The sequence below is a fragment of the Gordonia sp. YC-XJ4 genome (assembly GCF_059511865.1).
On record NZ_CM183447.1, the window covers coordinates 654,479 to 671,276 of the forward strand.

Annotated in this window: 12 protein-coding genes; 6 read left to right on the top strand and 6 right to left on the bottom strand. The window is 68.3% G+C overall.

Annotated elements, in window-relative coordinates; all coding sequences use genetic code 11:
* Positions 1–214: 214 nt before the first annotated feature.
* A complete protein-coding gene (locus AC5ZH6_RS02910; protein WP_496168409.1) occupies positions 215–979 on the bottom strand; it encodes a pirin family protein in 765 nt (254 codons plus the stop codon).
* 699 nt (positions 980–1,678) lie between these two features.
* Between AC5ZH6_RS02910 and AC5ZH6_RS02915 the strand changes: the two genes are divergently transcribed.
* Entirely contained in the window at positions 1,679–3,316 is a 1,638-nt protein-coding gene (locus tag AC5ZH6_RS02915) for an NTF2-like N-terminal transpeptidase domain-containing protein (RefSeq protein ID WP_079931391.1), read from the top strand.
* Between the two features lie 46 nt (positions 3,317–3,362).
* Here the strand turns inward: AC5ZH6_RS02915 and AC5ZH6_RS02920 are convergent, their stop codons facing one another.
* Complete coding sequence (locus AC5ZH6_RS02920) at positions 3,363–3,851, bottom strand: DUF3054 domain-containing protein (RefSeq protein WP_051110367.1); 489 nt, start codon at positions 3,849–3,851, stop codon at positions 3,363–3,365.
* A gap of 47 nt (positions 3,852–3,898) precedes the next feature.
* Positions 3,899–5,056: a lysylphosphatidylglycerol synthase transmembrane domain-containing protein gene (locus AC5ZH6_RS02925; RefSeq protein ID WP_496168410.1), complete on the bottom strand. Its 1,158-nt coding sequence runs from the start codon at positions 5,054–5,056 to the stop codon at positions 3,899–3,901.
* Between the two features lie 112 nt (positions 5,057–5,168).
* On the opposite strand from AC5ZH6_RS02925, the gene AC5ZH6_RS02930 reads away from it, so the two are divergent.
* Positions 5,169–6,479 carry an AI-2E family transporter gene (locus AC5ZH6_RS02930; protein ID WP_496169166.1) on the top strand — a complete coding sequence of 437 codons (1,311 nt, stop codon included), beginning with the start codon at positions 5,169–5,171 and terminating at the stop codon, positions 6,477–6,479.
* A 4-nt stretch (positions 6,480–6,483) separates the two neighbouring features.
* Here AC5ZH6_RS02930 and AC5ZH6_RS02935 read toward each other — a convergent pair whose 3' ends face one another.
* The 3 genes from AC5ZH6_RS02935 to trmB form a co-directional block, all read right to left on the bottom strand.
* Entirely contained in the window at positions 6,484–10,068 is a 3,585-nt protein-coding gene (locus AC5ZH6_RS02935) for an MMPL family transporter (protein WP_496168412.1), read from the bottom strand.
* 114 nt (positions 10,069–10,182) lie between these two features.
* Positions 10,183–10,908 (bottom strand): NYN domain-containing protein, encoded by a 726-nt coding sequence (locus tag AC5ZH6_RS02940; RefSeq protein WP_006369395.1) that lies wholly within the window; start codon positions 10,906–10,908, stop codon positions 10,183–10,185.
* The gene (trmB, locus tag AC5ZH6_RS02945; protein WP_373278832.1) at positions 10,905–11,759 is read right to left on the bottom strand and encodes a tRNA (guanosine(46)-N7)-methyltransferase TrmB; all 855 of its coding nucleotides are present in this window, start codon (positions 11,757–11,759) and stop codon (positions 10,905–10,907) included. Before trmB ends, AC5ZH6_RS02940 begins: the two co-directional genes overlap by 4 nt.
* A gap of 109 nt (positions 11,760–11,868) precedes the next feature.
* Here trmB and AC5ZH6_RS02950 point away from each other — a divergent pair, with 109 nt between their 5' ends.
* The 4 genes from AC5ZH6_RS02950 (at position 11,869) to AC5ZH6_RS02965 (ending at position 16,789) form a co-directional block, all read left to right on the top strand.
* Positions 11,869–12,711 carry a hypothetical protein gene (locus tag AC5ZH6_RS02950; RefSeq protein ID WP_006369399.1) on the top strand — a complete coding sequence of 281 codons (843 nt, stop codon included), beginning with the start codon at positions 11,869–11,871 and terminating at the stop codon, positions 12,709–12,711.
* Positions 12,708–14,270 carry a hypothetical protein gene (locus AC5ZH6_RS02955; RefSeq protein WP_006369400.1) on the top strand — a complete coding sequence of 521 codons (1,563 nt, stop codon included), beginning with the start codon at positions 12,708–12,710 and terminating at the stop codon, positions 14,268–14,270. The genes AC5ZH6_RS02950 and AC5ZH6_RS02955 overlap by 4 nt, the downstream gene beginning before the upstream one ends.
* The gene (locus AC5ZH6_RS02960; RefSeq protein ID WP_006369401.1) at positions 14,270–14,674 is read left to right on the top strand and encodes a DUF6802 family protein; all 405 of its coding nucleotides are present in this window, start codon (positions 14,270–14,272) and stop codon (positions 14,672–14,674) included. The genes AC5ZH6_RS02955 and AC5ZH6_RS02960 overlap by 1 nt, the downstream gene beginning before the upstream one ends.
* 288 nt (positions 14,675–14,962) lie before the next feature.
* The gene (locus AC5ZH6_RS02965; protein WP_496168414.1) at positions 14,963–16,789 is read left to right on the top strand and encodes a phosphoenolpyruvate carboxykinase (GTP); all 1,827 of its coding nucleotides are present in this window, start codon (positions 14,963–14,965) and stop codon (positions 16,787–16,789) included.
* The last annotated feature ends 9 nt before the right edge of the window (positions 16,790–16,798 follow it).

Genomic DNA, 16,798 nt, shown 5'->3' on the forward strand with positions numbered 1-16,798 from the left:
CGCGATCCGTCAGCCGGCATGGTCGGGTAGGGATCACGGGTGTTCGCGAGAAACATCGGATGAGTGCGGTCAGTCCGACGTGGCCGCCCTGCCTCTCTCCTGTTTTCAGTCATCCGGCGAGTAGCTCGACCGCAAAAGCCCAGGTCAGCAAGCGCGGCTAAAAGAGAAATGACTGAAAACCGGCGATCGGCTCAGAACTCTTCGAAAGCTGGGTTCAGAACTCCCCGAGTGCCGAGTTCATCGCCCAGTACAGGATCTCGGCGTTCTCGCCGGCCGTCAGCTCCGCGTCGTCGACGTCGGTTCCGCGTGCGGCGTCCCCGGCGCCGAGCTCGATGGGTGCCTGCCGGTCGTCGGCGTCCACCGAGACATCCACCGACCCGGTGACGACGAACAGATGGGTGAACCGTGCCCCGGGGAGCCGGATCGTCGAGCCCGCCGAGGGGCGGGCTGCATACAGTGTCGCGCCGGCGTTCGCGATCGAGATGGCCGCCTCGTGGGTGGGATCGCCGGAGGCCACCGTCACCAGGGCGCCGGTGGACAGCTCCGCGGAGATGTCGCGCTGGGCGTAGGAGGGGGACAGGCCGTGACTGTCGGGCATGACCCACATCTGCACGTAGTGCGTGGTCGAGGTACCCGACCCCGGAAGATCGGGCCAGGGGTCGTTGCGCTCGGAGTGGTCGATACCGCGTCCGGCGCTCATGCGTTGGGCCAGGCCGGGGACCACCACGCCCGCATGGCCCTCGGAGTCACGGTGAACCAGCGAGCCCGAGCTCACCCATGTGACGATCTCGGATTCTTGATGATGATGTGATCCGAAACCACAATCAGGCGGTAAAAATTCTTCATTAGATGCAATTAAGGCACCATGATGGGTGTTGGCTGGATCATAGTGATCCCCGAAGGAGAAGCAATGGTAGGAGGTGAGCCAGGCGGTCGCCGTCAGGCTCCTGTCTCCGGCCCGAATGACCGTGTAGCCCATACCCCATTATGGGCATCCGAGAACAGCACGGATTCGGGCCCGTCCCGCGCTGCCCGCACTCCGCAGCCCTCGCCACGGTCGCCGTCGGGTCGTCATCGCGCCGCGGACGACGAAGCCGAGGTGCGGCCTGTACCTCGCGGGCCCCGCGATCGCCGCGTCGACGACAGAACGCCGGTCCGCGCCCCCGGCCGCCCAACCGCCGTCAACAGGCGTGCGGTACCCGGAGCTCCGGCCGCGGAGCGGGCGGTCGGGCCATCCCGGCGGCAAGCGCCGCCGCCGACCCCGCGCCCCCGCGCGGGTGACATGCCCCCGCGATCCAGTACTCGGTCCGCTGCGGCGTCGCGCCCCGACCCCGTGCGCCCAGACCCCGTGCGCCCAGACCCCGTGCGCCCAGACCCCGTGCGCCCAGACCCCGTGCGCCCAGACCCCGTGCGCCCAGACCCCGTGCGCCCAGGCCCCGTGCGTACTGCCAAGCACTCGCGCGCCAACACCCAGCCCAGGTCGTCCACGTCGACAATCGCGGCACCCACCGCACACGACAGCGGGACGGGCGGCGCGTCCGACAAGGGCGTCGTGTCACTGACGAAGACGGTCGCCCGCGACAAAACCGCGGCACGAGACACGATCGTGACCGGTCCGAATCCCGACTGCAAGCCCACGGGATCGAAATCGCGTGTGACTAGAGTGAAAATTGTGACTATGGGTTCTCGTGTGAAGTGGGCGGTGCTGGCCGCGTGCGTCGTGCTGATCTGTGCGGCCGCATTCGGCATCAAGGAGTTGGTCGCACCGACCCCCGACACCGGTGCCAAGTCGGCGATCAATGCCTTCGCCGCCGCGTGGGGACGCCAGGACGCGGCGGCGACGGCGTCGCTGACCACCGCACCCGGCCAGGCCGGTGAGTCCTTCACCCAGACCTTCCAGGCGATGAACGCCCGTGAGGTCGACGTCGAGGTCCGCAAGCCGGTCGAATACAGCGACGGCACGGCGTCGTTCTCGCTGCAGACGACGTGGAAGTTCGACGCCGACCACAGCTTCACCTCGACCACCTCCGGCGGTGCGCGGCACCTGTCGACCGGGTGGAAGGTCACCTGGGACCCGGGCGTGATCTATCCGGGGCTGCCCGCGGGCGGCAACCTGCGGGAGATCCGCACCGATGCCACACCGGCGCCGACGGTCACCAGCCGCTCCGGCAAGACCTTCATGTATCTGCAGCCGGTCAACGAGATCGTCCTCGACCCCACCCAGACCCGCAACGTCAACGCCTCTGCGGCGGCATTGGCCAACGCGCTCGCCCCGATCGCCCCCCTGATCACCACCTCGGTGATCAATCAGAAGCTGGCCCAGACGCCCGGTCAGGCCATCACCGCGGTCACCCTGCGCAACTCCGACATGGCTGTTCTCAGTCGTGACCCGGCGTCGGTGCCCGGGGTCACGGTGCGCAAGGCCGGCATGCTCGTCATGGCCGATCGGCGCCTGTCCTCACCGTTGGAGGCGGGTCTGACCAATTACTGGCAGGCCATCCGCGACGCCACCGCCGGCTGGCAGGTGCAGATGGTCGGGCCGGGATTGGCCCCGCAGCGTCTCGACGGCGAGCAGGGCCCGCCCGGGCCTGCCGTGTCCACCTCGGTCGATCAGGGCGTCCAGCTCAGTCTCGGTGACGCCGCCGTCGAGGTCGGCCAGCCGGCGACGATCATGGCGCTCGACGCGAAGACCGGGGCGATTCTCGGTGTGGCACAGAATGATTACGCGGCCGACCGGGGTAACAACCTCGACGCCGCCTACCCCGTCGGCACCACCCTCGACCCGGTGCTCGCCGCCGTCGACAAGTCGGCCCGCGCGAACCAGGAGACCACCGATCAGGTGCTCGATCGGCTCGGCCTGGGCGTGCAGTTCACCATTCCCGGCGCCAGCGCACCGACCCAGGGGTCGGGCGTCGCGACGATCGATCTGCAGTCGGCGGCGTCGCGGATGTCGATGACCAACATGGCCGCGCTCGGGGTGGCGATGGCGCGCAGTGCGTCGGGCACGATGAGCTCGGTGGCGCCCTACGTCATCAACGGTGTGCCGACCAAGGTTGCCGGCGGGTCGCTGGGGAATCTCGATGCCGGGCTGACCACTCCGATCTGGGCCGCGATGACGAGCACCGCCAAGTCCGGCGACGCCAGTGACCTCACCAGCGCTCCCGGGTTGCGTGCGCTGGTCGGCACCAACGGGCCCGAGGGTCCCGGGTGGTTCGTCGGCGTCCAGGGCGGCAAGGTCATCGTCGTCTACACCGAGGGGCCGAAGTCCGGGACCGCAGCACTGCAGGTGGCGCAGAAGTACTTCCGGATCAACTGAGTCATCAACCGCGACCCGGTGTGGACCGAGGCCCGATCGTGGCCGGCTACTGCGCGGCGTCGGCCGGTCGGGGTGGTTCGGCAGTCGCGGTGCGTCGCAGGATGAGAGCTGCCAGCGCCCGCCAGCCCAGAAGCACCAGGCCGAGGAACAGTGTGGCGACGATGATGAAGCTCACCTCGGTGCCCTCGTGGAGCAGATACCGCAGGATCATGCCGACGGTGACGGTGCAGAACCAGATGGCCAACCCGGCCGGTGCCAGGCGCTCCGGGCGGAAGTCGCGACCGAACCAATCGCTGGAACGGACGTGGGAGTAGACGTAGACGATCGACCAGCCGACCGCTGTCCCGGCGAGGAACGGCCACAGCGTCTGAGCCACACCGAGCGGGTTGAAACCGTTGTGGTGTGAGGCCCGTCCGATCAGCACGAACACGGATACGGCGACGATGTCGACGAGTGCGGTGACCGGCAACTGCACGTGTGCAGACGCCTGTGACTGGGACCTGGCCCCCCTGGTGGCCATGTCAGGACTCGACATGGTCATCCACGGTAGCCCGAAATCCTCGTCAGGCCGAACTCGCTCCGTCATTCGGAGGATCCACCGCGGCCCTCGGCGCGCGGTGTTTGGTCGGATGTGCCGGTCTCGTCCTGCTCTTCGAGCTCGTCGATCACCATCTCGCGTTCGCGGTCGTAGGTGGCCTCGAGTTCGCCCTTGTCGCGGATACCCGTCCGGAACTTCGCCAGGATGACGACCCATCCGACGGCTGCGATCAACACGTAGCTGACGATCCGATAGACCAGCACGGCGGTCAGCGCGTCCGCGGCCGGCATGCCCGCGGTGGTCAACGCCGGCACCAGGACCGCATCGACGACACCGATCCCACCGGGCAGCAGCGGCACCGCGGTGCCCACCGCCTTGCCGGCGGCGTAGGCGACCATCACCCCCGAGATCGACGGGTGCACGCCGACCGCCCAGCACGCGAACATCAGACAGGCGATGTCGGTGACCCAGTTGAACAGGCTCCAGCCGAACGCGATGGTGGTGTCGCGGCGGGTCAACTGCACCGCGCGGAGCTGTTCGAGGACCTCGTTGAACCGCTCCAGGCCCGAGTCCTCGGGCTTGTTGCGCAGATGGTTGTACCAGCCCAGAACCCGTTCGCCGGTGGACTGCAGCGACTCGGGGTGGGTGGCCAGGTACTGCAGGACGAGCGCGACGGCGACGAAGCCGACGATGGAGAACATCAGCGAGAACGGGTTGGTCTTGGCGCCGGCGAGCACCGCGCCGCCGAACCCGAGGACGGCCAGACCCACGCCCGCCAGCAATCCCGACATCACCACCTGCCAGGACGCGACGACCGGCGTGGCACCCCACTTGCGGGTTTCGCGATAGGTGAACGCAGGCGCCAGCACCTGACCGCCGGGCATTGTCTGCGACAACGAGTTGGCCGCCAGCACGACCGCCAGCGATTGCAGCTGCCGGACCCGCACCCCGGCCGAGCTCAGCAGCGCTCGCTGGACCTGGGCGAAGCTGTCCATCGAGAGCACGGCCGCGACGATGCACGCCACCAGCCACACCCAGTCCAGATCGCCGGTTCGGTGCCAGACCTGCTCGAGTTTCGGCCAGATCAGCACCACCTCGACCGCAAGAATCGCGATCACCAACGCGAGCAATACCCATCGGAGCCACCAGAATCGGCGACGCAGTGCCGGATGCGCGCCGACCGACGAATGCTCCGATGACATAGCCATCACCCTAACGACCGCTACGCTGACAATTGTGAACGATGGTTCCCCGGCGGGCTCCGCGTCCGGCGACGGTGACGACGGGTCCCAGCCGGGTGTGTCCCAGCCAGGTGTGTCCCAGCCGGGTCGGGGTCTGGCCGACCTCGACCGGTCGTCGGTACATCCGATGGTCCGCAAGGCGGCCGAGTGGAGTTGGCGGCTTCTGCTGATCCTGGCGGCGATCTACGTCGTGGGTCGGTTGTTCAAGAAGTTCGACGAGGTCACGGTGCCACTGGCATTGGCGATCCTGCTGTCGGCGTTCTTGGTGCCCGCCGTCGATTTCCTCAATCGCCGTCGGGTTCCGCGGTCGTTGGCGGTCGTCATCGTGATGCTCACCGCGCTCGGCGTGGTCGCGGGTGTGCTGACCTTTGTCGGGCGCGCCTTCGTCAGTGGGTTCCCGCAGTTGACCAATGAGGTGGTGTCGACGGTCGACCAGACGCGAAAGTGGTTGACCGACGGTCCATTGGGTATCGATCCCTCTCAGGTCAACCATCTCGGCAACAACATCATCGACCTGATGCAGCACAATCAGGCAAAGCTTGCCAGTGGCGCACTCGCCACCGCGACCACCGCCACCGAGCTGGTCACCGGCCTGCTGTTGATGATCTTCCTGATGATCTTCTTCCTCTACGGGGGCGGTCAGATCTGGGAGTTCTGCGCGCATCTGATCCCGCGCGGCTCCCGGGAGAAGGTCGTCGCGGCGGGGGTCGCCGGTTTCGGCACGCTGGTGGCGTATGTGCGTGCGACCGTTGTGGTCGCGCTCGTCGACGCCGTCTGCATCGGGATCGGCCTGGCGATTCTCCGTGTGCCGCTGGCGCTTCCGCTGGCCACGGTGATCTTTCTGTTCTCCTTCATCCCGATCGTCGGTGCGCTGATCAGCGGAACCCTCGCGGTGATCATCGCGCTGGTCACCCAGGGCTGGTTGACCGCGGTGATCGTGCTGGCGATCCTCGTCGGCGTCATGCAACTCGAAGGGCATGTGCTGCAACCGTTCCTGATGGGCCGTTCGGTGCGACTGCATCCGGTTGCCGTGGTCCTCGGGATCGGCGCGGGTATCGTCGCCTCCGGAATCGTCGGCGGTCTGCTCGCCGTGCCCGTGATCGCCTTCGCCAACACCGCGATCCGCTATCTGCGCGGCACCCCGCTCACCGAGGTGATCAAGGGCGACAAGGGGTTCGAGGCGGCACCCGATCCGCCGATCTGGGATCGATTACATCTCGATCAGGCGATCGTCGACGCCGAACAACTCGCCGAGGAGATCGGCGACGACGATGCGGAAGCCGACCGCAACGAGCCGGAGCCGGACCGCGGGAACGCCGATCGCAAGGACGCAAGCCCCAAGGATTCCGGCGGCAAGGATTCCGATTCCGGCCGCAAGCCCTGAGGTCTCAGTCGCCCGTCTGGCCGCTGCGGCTGCGACGCAGCAGATCGTGCACGCTGATCCGATCATCGTCCTCGGTGTCGCGGGCATGACGATCCGATGCCGTCCGGTCACGGCCCGGCGAGCTGGCTCGCGGGTCGTCGGCGGACGGCGCACCCGAGCGATCGGGTCCGGCACGACCGGGTGCGGCCGGGTCGGGGACATCGGCCGTGGTGGTCGGGTCCGCGGTGGTCGGATCGCTGACGGAGCGCGGCGGCACCAATCGCGACGATCCCTGTGACAGACCACGATCCATGGGGGAGGGGCGGTCGGGACGTGCCTCGGTGGGGGCCGGGCGACTGCGTCGAGAGCGTTCCTCCGGGCTCAACGATGCGGCCAGCGGGCGCTGGCCGGTCTGGTCGAGCTCGGGCCGACGCGACAGCGGTGATCCCGGTCCCGGTTGTGGCCCACTCGCGCTGCCGGGTGGAGGTCCCGAGGGCGGTGTCGGCGGACGGCGGGTCAGGTCGGGACGTGCACGGTGACCCGGCTGCGATTGAGTGCCCGGCTGGGGCCGGCCTGTCGCCGGCGGTGCGGTTCGGGGGCGCGGCGCGCTCGGTGGTTGCGGAGTACTCGGTGGTTGCGAACGTGCTGCGCCCGACGTGCCCGGGGCGCCCGAAGTGTTTGGCGCGCTGGGCGATTCCGTTGCGCCTGCGACCGGTCCGGGTGCACTGAGGCGGATGCCGCCCTCGCCGAGGCTCCACCCACCGGTATCGGGGCGGTCCTGTGTGTTCGGCGAGTAGCGCCGCGGCGGGGCCGGCGGTGCGTCGGCGGGCGCCGAGGCCACCGGCCGAGGTGCCCCCGGACGGGGGCCGGTCGTCATGCGCGGCGCAGGCATGTCACCCGACGGAGGTGCGGATGGACCGCGTCGTGCGGTGGCCGGCGGTGTGGGAACCTTCTGCGCCGGAACCTTCTGCGCCGGAACCTTCTGGGTGGGAACCCGTTGTGCCCGTGCGCGGTTCGGCGCTGATGGGGGTGCGGCTGATGCGGGTGCGGCAGGCCTGCGGGGTCCGCCCGGTTCCACGGTTTGCGGGGTGGCCCGCCCGGCGCGGCGTCGCGTACCCGCCGCCGACGGCGCTGCGGCCATCACCGATGTCGGGACCTCCGAGACCAGGGTGCCCGCACTGATCGCGCGTGGGGCGATGGCGTCGGGACGCTTGTCGTCGGGTTCCTCGTCGAGAATGATCTCGCCCAGACCGATCTTGCGCTGCAGCGTGCGCATCCAGCGCGGTGCCCACCAGCAGTCGTCGCCGAGCAGTTTCATCACCGACGGCACCAACAGCATGCGAATGATGGTGGCGTCCAAGATGAGTGCGGCGATCATGCCGTACGCGATGTACTTCATCATCACGATCTCGGACAGGCCGAACGCGCCGGTCACCACCACGAGAATGGCGGCGGCCGCGGTGATGATGCGACCGGTCAGCGCCGTGCCGACGCGGATCGCCTCGGTGGTCGACGCGCCGCGCTGTCTCGCTTCCACCATGCGGGACAACAGGAATATCTCGTAGTCCGTGGACAGGCCGAACACGATGGCGATGATCAGTACCAGCACCGCGGCGAACAGCGGGCCGGGGGTGAAGTTGGCGATGCCGGCACCATGGCCGTCGACGAAGATCCACGTCAGGATGCCCAGCGTGGCGCCGAGACCCAGCACCGACATCAACGCCGCCTTGATCGGCAACACCACCGACCCGAACGCCAAGAACATCAGCAGCCCGGTGATCAGCACGAGCATCAGTGCCATCAACGGAAGTCGTTGCAGCAGGGCATCAATGGAGTCCTGTGTGAGCGCCGGCGTGCCGGCCACCCACATGCGCATACCGCTGGGCACATCGATCTTGCGCAGATCCTTGATCGCCTCACCCGCGGTGTCGCGATTTACCAGGCCCGCCGACATCTGCAGCACCTGTAGTCCCGACGATCCGTAGCTGCCGGTCAGGGCGCCGTCATCGGCGGAGGAGCTGAATTTCTTGGTGAAGCCGGGAACCTTGTTCGCCTCGTCGGCGATCTGCGAGATCGCATTACCCGCCGACGAGTTGTTCTCGTCGTACATGATGACGAGCTTGATGTCCTCGGTGCGTTCGGTCGGGAAGTACTTGTCGAACGCCTCCTGCGCGACCCGGCTCGGATTGTCCGGCGGCAGGTACTGCTCGCTGATACCGCCGAACTTGATGCCACCGAACGGGATCGTCAGCACCAGCAGCAACAGCACGGTGGGCACCGCGGTGGCCACCGGATGCTTCATCACCCAGCCCGAGAGCCGACCCCAGAATCCGTTCTCGATCTCCTCCCGCGACTTGGTGCGGCCGGTGAGGTCGGCGACGCGGTGGTCGAGCCGATCGGCGCCCGACGGGGAGAACTTCCGCACGATCGGGAACAGGGTGTAGGAGAGCATCCAGCGCAGCGACAACGCGTCGACGCGCGGCCCGAGGATGGCCAGGAGTGCGGGCAGCACGGTGATCGAGAGGATCGCCGCCAGCGACACCGAGGCGATCGCGCCGTAGGCCACCGACTTGAGGAAGCCCTGCGGCATGATCAGCAGACACGCGATCGCCGCGACGATGATCGTCGCCGAGAACACCACCGTCTGACCGGCGGTCATCACGGTTCTTCGTACCGCGGCTTTCGTCGAATACCCTTCGGCGAGTTCTTCTCGGAATCGGCTGACGATGAACAGCCCGTAGTCGATGGCGATGCCCAGACCGATCAGGGTGACGACCGACTGGGCGAAGATGTTCAGTTCGGTGACCTGGGCGATCGCGTTCATGATGCCCAGCGAGCCGGCGATCGTCAGACCGCCGATGAAGACCGGCAGGCAGGCGGCGATGACACCACCGAAGATGAAGAACAACATCAGCGCGACCAGTGGCAGGGCGATGATCTCGGCGCGGTGGATGTCGGCGTCCATGCCGCGGGCCATGGCTCCGGCGACCGGCTGCAGGCCGGCGAGCTGGAACGTGGTGCCCGCCGGCAGGTCGTAGCGCTGCGCGATGTTGTCGAAGAACGGTTCGATCGTCTTGAAGTTGTTGAGCACCGTGGTGTCGTCGTTGCCGGCGACACCGATACTGATGAACGCCCGCTGCTGATCAGGGGTGATCGTGCGGGATCTGACGATGTCCTGCGCGGCCTTGCCCGCGGCATCGGTCGGGGTGAAGAACGGGTCGATGACCTGCTGGTTGTTCCGCAGCGCCGACTGTTCGCCCTCCGGAGTGGAGGTGTCGCCGTTGTAGGCGCGCTGCACGACCGTCGGATATTTGGTCAGCAGGTCGTCGACGAATTTCTCGACCTTCGTGCTGATCTGCGGGTCGGTCACCTTGGTGCCGGGCGGGGCGGTGATCAGCAGGATGACGTCGGAGCGGTGATCGCGGCCGAGGGCGGTGTCGGCGACGACCGAACCCTTCGACGACTGCGACGTCGGATCGAACCACCCGCTCTGGCTGAGATGCTTGCTGAGTCCGAGGCCGTAGAGCCCCAGTCCGCCCATCAACACCACCAGGACGGCGATGACGGCGAAGCGCATCCGATAGACGAATGTGCCGATGGCTCCGAACACGCCGAGTCCTTTCTGAAAGTCCGGGGAAGAATTGTCGCAGCGCCTCCTGAGCTCTCCCTGAGGTACTGCTCGTGAGGCCCCCGACGCCTCGTTACTGCGGTTGTGCCACCCGGCTCACCGGAGAAGCGCCGACAGCGGCCGGAACGGCGCCAGCCACGCGCCCTCGTCGGGCAGCGAGTCCAGGCCGATACGCGGTAACGGTTCGCGGAACACACCGGGGATGTCTTCGAGATCGACGAACTCGAGTCCGTCGGTCGTCAACGCCCAGCTGGCGTGCTCGCGGAACCCGATCACGGTGACCGGGACACCGTCGGCAACGATCTCCAACAGTGGTTCCCGGAACGCCTGCCCGTCGGCAGACGCCACGATCAGTCCGGCTAACCCCACAGTGTGCCTGCGCAACTCGATGTGGTCGAGCATGTCGGAGTCGACGTCGCTGTCCTCGGACACCTTGGGCTTGGCGAACACGGCGTAGCCGACGTTGCGCAAGGCCTCCACCCACGGCCGCACGACATCGGCGCTACCAGGCACGATGTTGGTGAACACGGTCGCCTCGGGTTCCACGGGATGCCCGGCCGCCGAGCCGTCGGCGGCTGTGTCGAGTTCCACGTCGCCGGCCGCGCGTCGACCGGACAGATCGGCTGTGCGGGTCAGCATCCACCGCCCGAGAGCGTCGAAACGTGGGCGGTGCGCCGCGGTCGGCCGACCGCCGAGGATCGCGCCGAGACCCATGTCCATGTTCGGTGCGTCCCACACCAGGAGCATGCGCGGGGCGCCGCTCTGGCCGGCGATCGTGTCGGCGAATCGACCGCCGGGCGGGGTCGGTGCGGCGTCGTTCATCGATTCTCCTCGGCCCTGGTGGGTGGGTCCTGCGGCGGCTTGACGTAGACGAACTCGTTGACGTCGCGGCCCTCGCGTTCGGCGCGTCCCTCGAACTTCGTCGTCGGACGGCTCAGCGAGATGGGTGTCGGGCGGGTCGCCGGCACCACGTGCGGCGCGGCCGGGTCCTGGGTGGCCAGGATCTCGGCGATCCACTCGGCGTAGTCGGCGTGGTCGGTGGCGATGTGCAGGATCCCACCGTCGACCAGGCGGTCGGCCATCAACTCGACGGTGCCGCGCTGGATGAAACGGCGTTTGTGGTGGCGGGATTTGGGCCACGGGTCGGGAAAGAAAACCCGGATACCGGTGAGACTGCGCGGTGCGATCAGTTCCCGCAGCACCACCAGTGCGTCACCGCGGATCATCCGGATGTTGGTGAGACCGCCCCGATCGATCAGGCCGAGAAGCTGCGCGAGCCCCGGTTTGTAGACCTCGACGGCGACGACGTCGACGTCGGGTTCGGCCTGCGCCATCGCCGCGGTCGAGATCCCGGTGCCGCTGCCGACCTCGAGGACCCGCGGCGCGTCCCGGCCGAACGCGGCGGCCATGTCCATCGGCGGCTCCGGCGTCTGATCGGCACCGGTGGCCAGATCGCGGCCCAGCCGGGGCCACAGGGTCTCCCAATTGCGCTGCTGGTTGGGCGTCAGGGTGCCGCGCCGGAACCGGAAGCTCGTCACCCGCGGGTACAGCCGGGACCGATCGACGTACTCACCGGCGGGCTGGTCCCGAATGGATTCACCCTGCTCACGCCCGGTGGCGTCGGCGGCAGGGGGCACCGGTCGGTCAGTGTTCACCGGTCCATCGTGTCCTATCGCCGTGGAGAGGTCATCCTCGACACCCTGGGCCTGTGTATTTCTGTGCCGCACGTCGGGCTTGTCCGGGTTAGGCTGCCAGACCAGGGGAGATGTGGGGGAGAGGTGAATGACCGATCGACGTGGTGAGCTGGCGCAGGTGCTCGATGGCGCTTCGTCGGCGGTGTGTGACGCCCTGCCCGGCGCGGTGCGCGCCGAGGTGTCGGCGGCGGCGCGCGATCACCGGCGCGCCCTGACGATCGCGGTCACCGGCCGCCCGGGCACCGGTCGCGACACCATGACGCGGGCGGTGCGGGAGCGGTTGCGAGTCGGCGCGCTCGGCCCCGGCGAGGACCCCGACGCGATCGACGGCGCCGACCTCTGGGTGCACGTGATCGTGGCCGCCGTACGCCCCGCCGACCACGAGATCCTGGCGTCGTTGCCCGCCGAGCGCACGATCGTTGTCCTCGGCAAGGCCGACACCCACCCCGATCCGCGCGACGCCGCGCACGCAGCGGCCGATGCCGCCCGGATACTGGGCCGACCGGTCACTGCCGTCTCGGCGCTTCTCGCCTGCGCCGATGTCACCGAGGCGGAATGGACCTTTCTCGCCGACCTCGTCGCCCGCGACGAGCAGATGCCGTCGATGGCCGGACACTTCCTCGTCGGCGATCCCGGCGGACGCGAACGCACCCTGCGACGTGGTCTGCTGCGGCGCCTCGACCGGTTCGGTATCGAGACCGCTCTCGACCTGATGGGTGCGGGTGTGGTGGCCGACGTCGACGGTCTCAATGCGACATTGCACCGGCTCAGTGGCATCGAGGCGCTCGTCCCGACGGTCGCCGCGTGCGTCGACGAGGTCCGTGGGCGTCGGGAGGGCGTGGTTCGCGATCGTCTGGAGGGTCTGGCGGTTGCAGGCGTCGCTCGCGAGGGGATCGAGCAGCTGTTGCGCGTGCCGGAGGTGGTTCGGTGAACGCCACCGCTGCGCAGCAGATCACCCCAGACGGGATCACCCCAGACGGAATCACCCCAGACGGAATCACCCCAGACGGGATCTACCACCAGGTGTGGCAGGCGACGGGATTCGACGCGACGAGCATGCCGGAGCCCGGGGCTTCGATCGTGGTGGCCGGGGCGGTGGGTTCGGCCATCGACGATCTGCTGGCCGCCTGCGCGGCGGTCGCCCCCGACCTACCGATCTCGGCGACCGGTTCCGGCCTGGGAACCGGTGGGATCGGCTCGGGCCTGATGGTGCTGGATCCGTCGTCGGACCTCGATGCCGACGAGGTCGAGCTGTTCGTGCGGTTGCGGACCGAGGTGGGCACGGTCGCCCTGGTGTGCACCGGAATCGACGCATTCTGGGAATGGCCGCGACGGTTGCGCGCACAGCGCGCCGTTCTCGATCCCGCCGAGGAACTCCCGGTGTTCGCGGTATCGGCGGCGGCTGCGCTGGCCGGCGCGGTCGACGAGTCCGGCCTGACCGACCTGGTGGCCTGGATGCACGAGGGTCAGATGCGCCCGATCGAGCAACGCATCGAGCAGGCCCGGCTCGCGGCGTGTGTGACGGCGCTGGACCGGCGTATCCGCGACGACCATCTCTCGTCGGCCGCCACCGTGCACACCGACCCGGACGACCTGATGCGTCGCCGACGGACTCTGGTGGCCACCCGCGACCGCGGACGCACCGACCGGCTCGCGGCGGTCCGCGCGGGCGTCGCCGGGGTCCGCACGGCCACGATCGCCGACGCACAGACCGGGTTCCGGGCGCTGCTCGCCGCGGCGAACCGTCGCTGTGCGCACGCCACACCCGGCGAGCTGGCGACCCATCTGACCTGGCTCGACGCCGAGATCGCACAGGTCAATGCCCGGGTGGACGCCGTTCTCGACGACCGGCTCGAGGCCGTCGGGGCCACCGCGTTGCTCGGCGTCGACGGCGACGAGCCGGGTCGCGGAGCCGGTCCGGCGGGGCAGGCGGTGTCGGCGGTGCGTCGTGCCCCGCCGACCGGTCGTCGCGGCGCCGAGGACGCGCTGATGGTGCTCATCGGGGCGTCCACCGGCGTCGGCGTCGGCCGCCTGATCGTCTCGCCGATGGCGGCGGTGGACACGCTGCAGTGGATCTCGATGCCGTTGACCCTGGTGATCGGTGTGGCCGTGGCGTTCTGGGTGATCCGGATTCGCCGGGCGGCTGCGCGACGCACCGATCTGCGGTCCTTCTCGGCCGAGGTCCTCACGGAGGCTCGTGGTCGGCTCGAACAACGCATCGCCTCACGGAGCACCGAGGCCGAATCACGTCTGGCCGGGCAGATCACCCGGCATCATGAACGACGGGTCCGCCAAGTCGCCGCCGACGTCGCCGAGATCGACGCGTCCCTACGCCGGCTGCGCGCCGGGCAACCGTCCGGGGCCACCGCGGAGTCGGCCCGGCTGGCCGGGTTGCGGCACACCGTTGCGACACGGCTGGCCGAGGCGACGCGGACGAAGGCACGGGCCGAGACGACCACCGCACCCGCGGTCACGAGGAGTGAGCAGTGATGGAACCGTTCGTACTGGGCGAGGGTGGCGACCCGGACGACGACGCGGCGGCCGGGCTCTGGCACGGCGATGCGGAGATCGAGGACGCGGCCCATCTCGCCGGACTTCCCGACACCCCGCTGCCCGGTGAGGAACCCGACACCGGCGCCGATGACCACCTGTGGATGTACGACGACGGTCGGGTGTGGGATCTCGGTCCAGCCGACGTCGACACCGACGCCGACGGCGTCGCCGACTCGTTGACCCGGACCGGCCCCGACGGCATGACCGTCTACACCGACCGCGATCACGACGGGCGCGTCGACACCGTCACCCATATCGGGTCCGACGGCGACTACGAAGCGCACCGGCTGGCCGCCGACGGCCGCACCTGGGTACCGACCGATTCGGGCAGGCTCGACTGACTCCGGAGCCGTCCAACGGGCCCGCAGATGGGCTCCGCAAGGGCCGCCGGGGGCGTCCACGGGGGCGGTGAATCGGACTTTCGTGAGCATCTCAAGCCGCCTTTCGGGGGCGATTTCCCAGGTCACGGCGGTGTAGGGTTTGCCGGCTGTCGTAAGTGGACCTATGGAAATGTGGCATATACCGCATCTGTTAACCCCGCCACCTAGCGGACGTTCGGTGACCGTATCCTGGGGATAAGCCGCCGTACCCCGGTCACCATCGATGGTGGCCAACTCCGAGGAGGAGATATGACCTCAGCAACCATTCCCGGATTGGATCCAGACAGCGCTCCCACCACACACGCGGGTTTGCTGGCATGGGTCGCCGAAGTCGCCGAGTTGACCCAGCCCGACCGGGTGGTGTGGTCCGACGGTAGCGACGAGGAGTGGGAGCGGCTGACCGCGGATCTGGTCGAGGCCGGGACGCTGGTCAAACTCAACGAGGAGCGCAAGCCCAACTCGTATCTCGCCAAGTCGGACCCCGCCGACGTCGCGCGCGTCGAGTCCCGGACATTCATCTGCGCCAAGACCGCCGAAGATGCGGGCCCCACCAACAACTGGGTCGATCCCGACGAGATGCGCGCAACGATGACCGAGCTGTACCGGGGCAGCATGCGCGGCCGCACCATGTTCGTGATCCCCTTCTGCATGGGCCCTCTCGGCTCCGACGACCCGAAGCTCGGTGTCGAGCTGACCGACTCCGAGTACGTCGTGCTGTCGATGCGCATCATGACCCGCGTCGGCCCGAAGGTTCTCGAGGCGCTGGGCGACGACGGCTTCTTCGTCAAGGGTCTGCACTCGGTGGGTGCCCCGCTCGAGCCCGGTCAGGCCGACGTGCCCTGGCCGTGCAACCCCGAGAAGTACATCACCCACTTCCCCGAGGATCGTGAGATCTGGTCCTACGGTTCGGGATACGGCGGTAACGCGTTGCTGGGCAAGAAGTGCTACGCGCTGCGTATCGCGTCGGTCATCGCCCGCGACGAGGGCTGGATGGCCGAGCACATGCTGATCCTGAAGCTGACCAGCCCGGAGAACAAGGTGTATTTCGTCGCCGCGGCCTTCCCGAGCGCGTGCGGCAAGACCAACCTCGCGATGATCCAGCCCACCATCCGCGGATGGAAGGCCGAGACCGTCGGCGACGACATCGCATGGATGCGCTTCGGTGACGACGGCCGTCTCTACGCGATCAACCCCGAATTCGGGTTCTTCGGGGTCGCCCCCGGCACCAGCGAGGACTCCAACCCGAACGCGATGAAGACCATCGAGGCCGGTAACACGCTCTACACCAACGTCGCACTGACCGACGACGGTGACATCTGGTGGGAGGGCATCGGCGGCGAGACCCCCGCGCACCTGACCGACTGGCTCGGCAACGACTGGACGCCCGCGTCCGATCACAAGGCCGCACACCCGAATTCGCGATACTGCACCCCGATTTCACAGTGCCCGTCGTTGGCGCAGGAGTGGGACGATCCGCAGGGTGTGCCGATCTCGGCGATCCTGTTCGGTGGTCGTCGCAAGACCACGGTGCCGCTGGTGACCGAGGCCCGCGACTGGCAGAACGGCGTGTTCATGGGCGCCACCGTCGGTTCCGAGCAGACCGCCGCCGCCGAGGGTAAGGTCGGCACCGTCCGTCGCGACCCGATGGCGATGCTCCCGTTCATGGGCTACCACGTGGGCGACTACTTCGCGCACTGGATCAACCTCGGCAAGAACGCCGATGCGTCGAAGCTCCCGAAGGTCTTCTACGTCAACTGGTTCCGTCGTGGTGACGACGGTCGCTTCCTGTGGCCGGGCTTCGGCGAGAACAGCCGCGTGCTCAAGTGGATCATCGGGCGCATCGAAGGTGAGAACGAGGGCGTCAACACCCCGATCGGCATCGTCGCCAAGCCCGACGAGATCGACGTCGAGGGTCTCGATCTGCCTGCCGAAGACCTCGCTGCCGCACTCGATTTCGACCCCGAGGAATGGCGCCGCGAGTTGCCGCTGATCGAGGAGCTGTTCGACTTCGTCGGCGAGAAGCTGCCGACGAGCCTGTCCGATGAGCTCGACCAGCTCAAACAGCGCCTCGCGTGAAAGCCTCGA

What these genes read in the sequence shown, in the direction of transcription:
- AC5ZH6_RS02910 (WP_496168409.1), bottom strand. Translation starts at nt 979, where the DNA reads ATGGGCTACACGGTCATTCGGGCCGGAGACAGGAGCCTGACGGCGACC.
- AC5ZH6_RS02915 (WP_079931391.1), top strand. Translation starts at nt 1,679, where the DNA reads ATGGGTTCTCGTGTGAAGTGGGCGGTGCTGGCCGCGTGCGTCGTGCTG.
- AC5ZH6_RS02920 (WP_051110367.1), bottom strand. Translation starts at nt 3,851, where the DNA reads ATGTCGAGTCCTGACATGGCCACCAGGGGGGCCAGGTCCCAGTCACAG.
- AC5ZH6_RS02925 (WP_496168410.1), bottom strand. Translation starts at nt 5,056, where the DNA reads ATGTCATCGGAGCATTCGTCGGTCGGCGCGCATCCGGCACTGCGTCGC.
- AC5ZH6_RS02940 (WP_006369395.1), bottom strand. Translation starts at nt 10,908, where the DNA reads ATGAACGACGCCGCACCGACCCCGCCCGGCGGTCGATTCGCCGACACG.
- AC5ZH6_RS02950 (WP_006369399.1), top strand. Translation starts at nt 11,869, where the DNA reads ATGACCGATCGACGTGGTGAGCTGGCGCAGGTGCTCGATGGCGCTTCG.
- AC5ZH6_RS02960 (WP_006369401.1), top strand. Translation starts at nt 14,270, where the DNA reads ATGGAACCGTTCGTACTGGGCGAGGGTGGCGACCCGGACGACGACGCG.
- AC5ZH6_RS02965 (WP_496168414.1), top strand. Translation starts at nt 14,963, where the DNA reads ATGACCTCAGCAACCATTCCCGGATTGGATCCAGACAGCGCTCCCACC.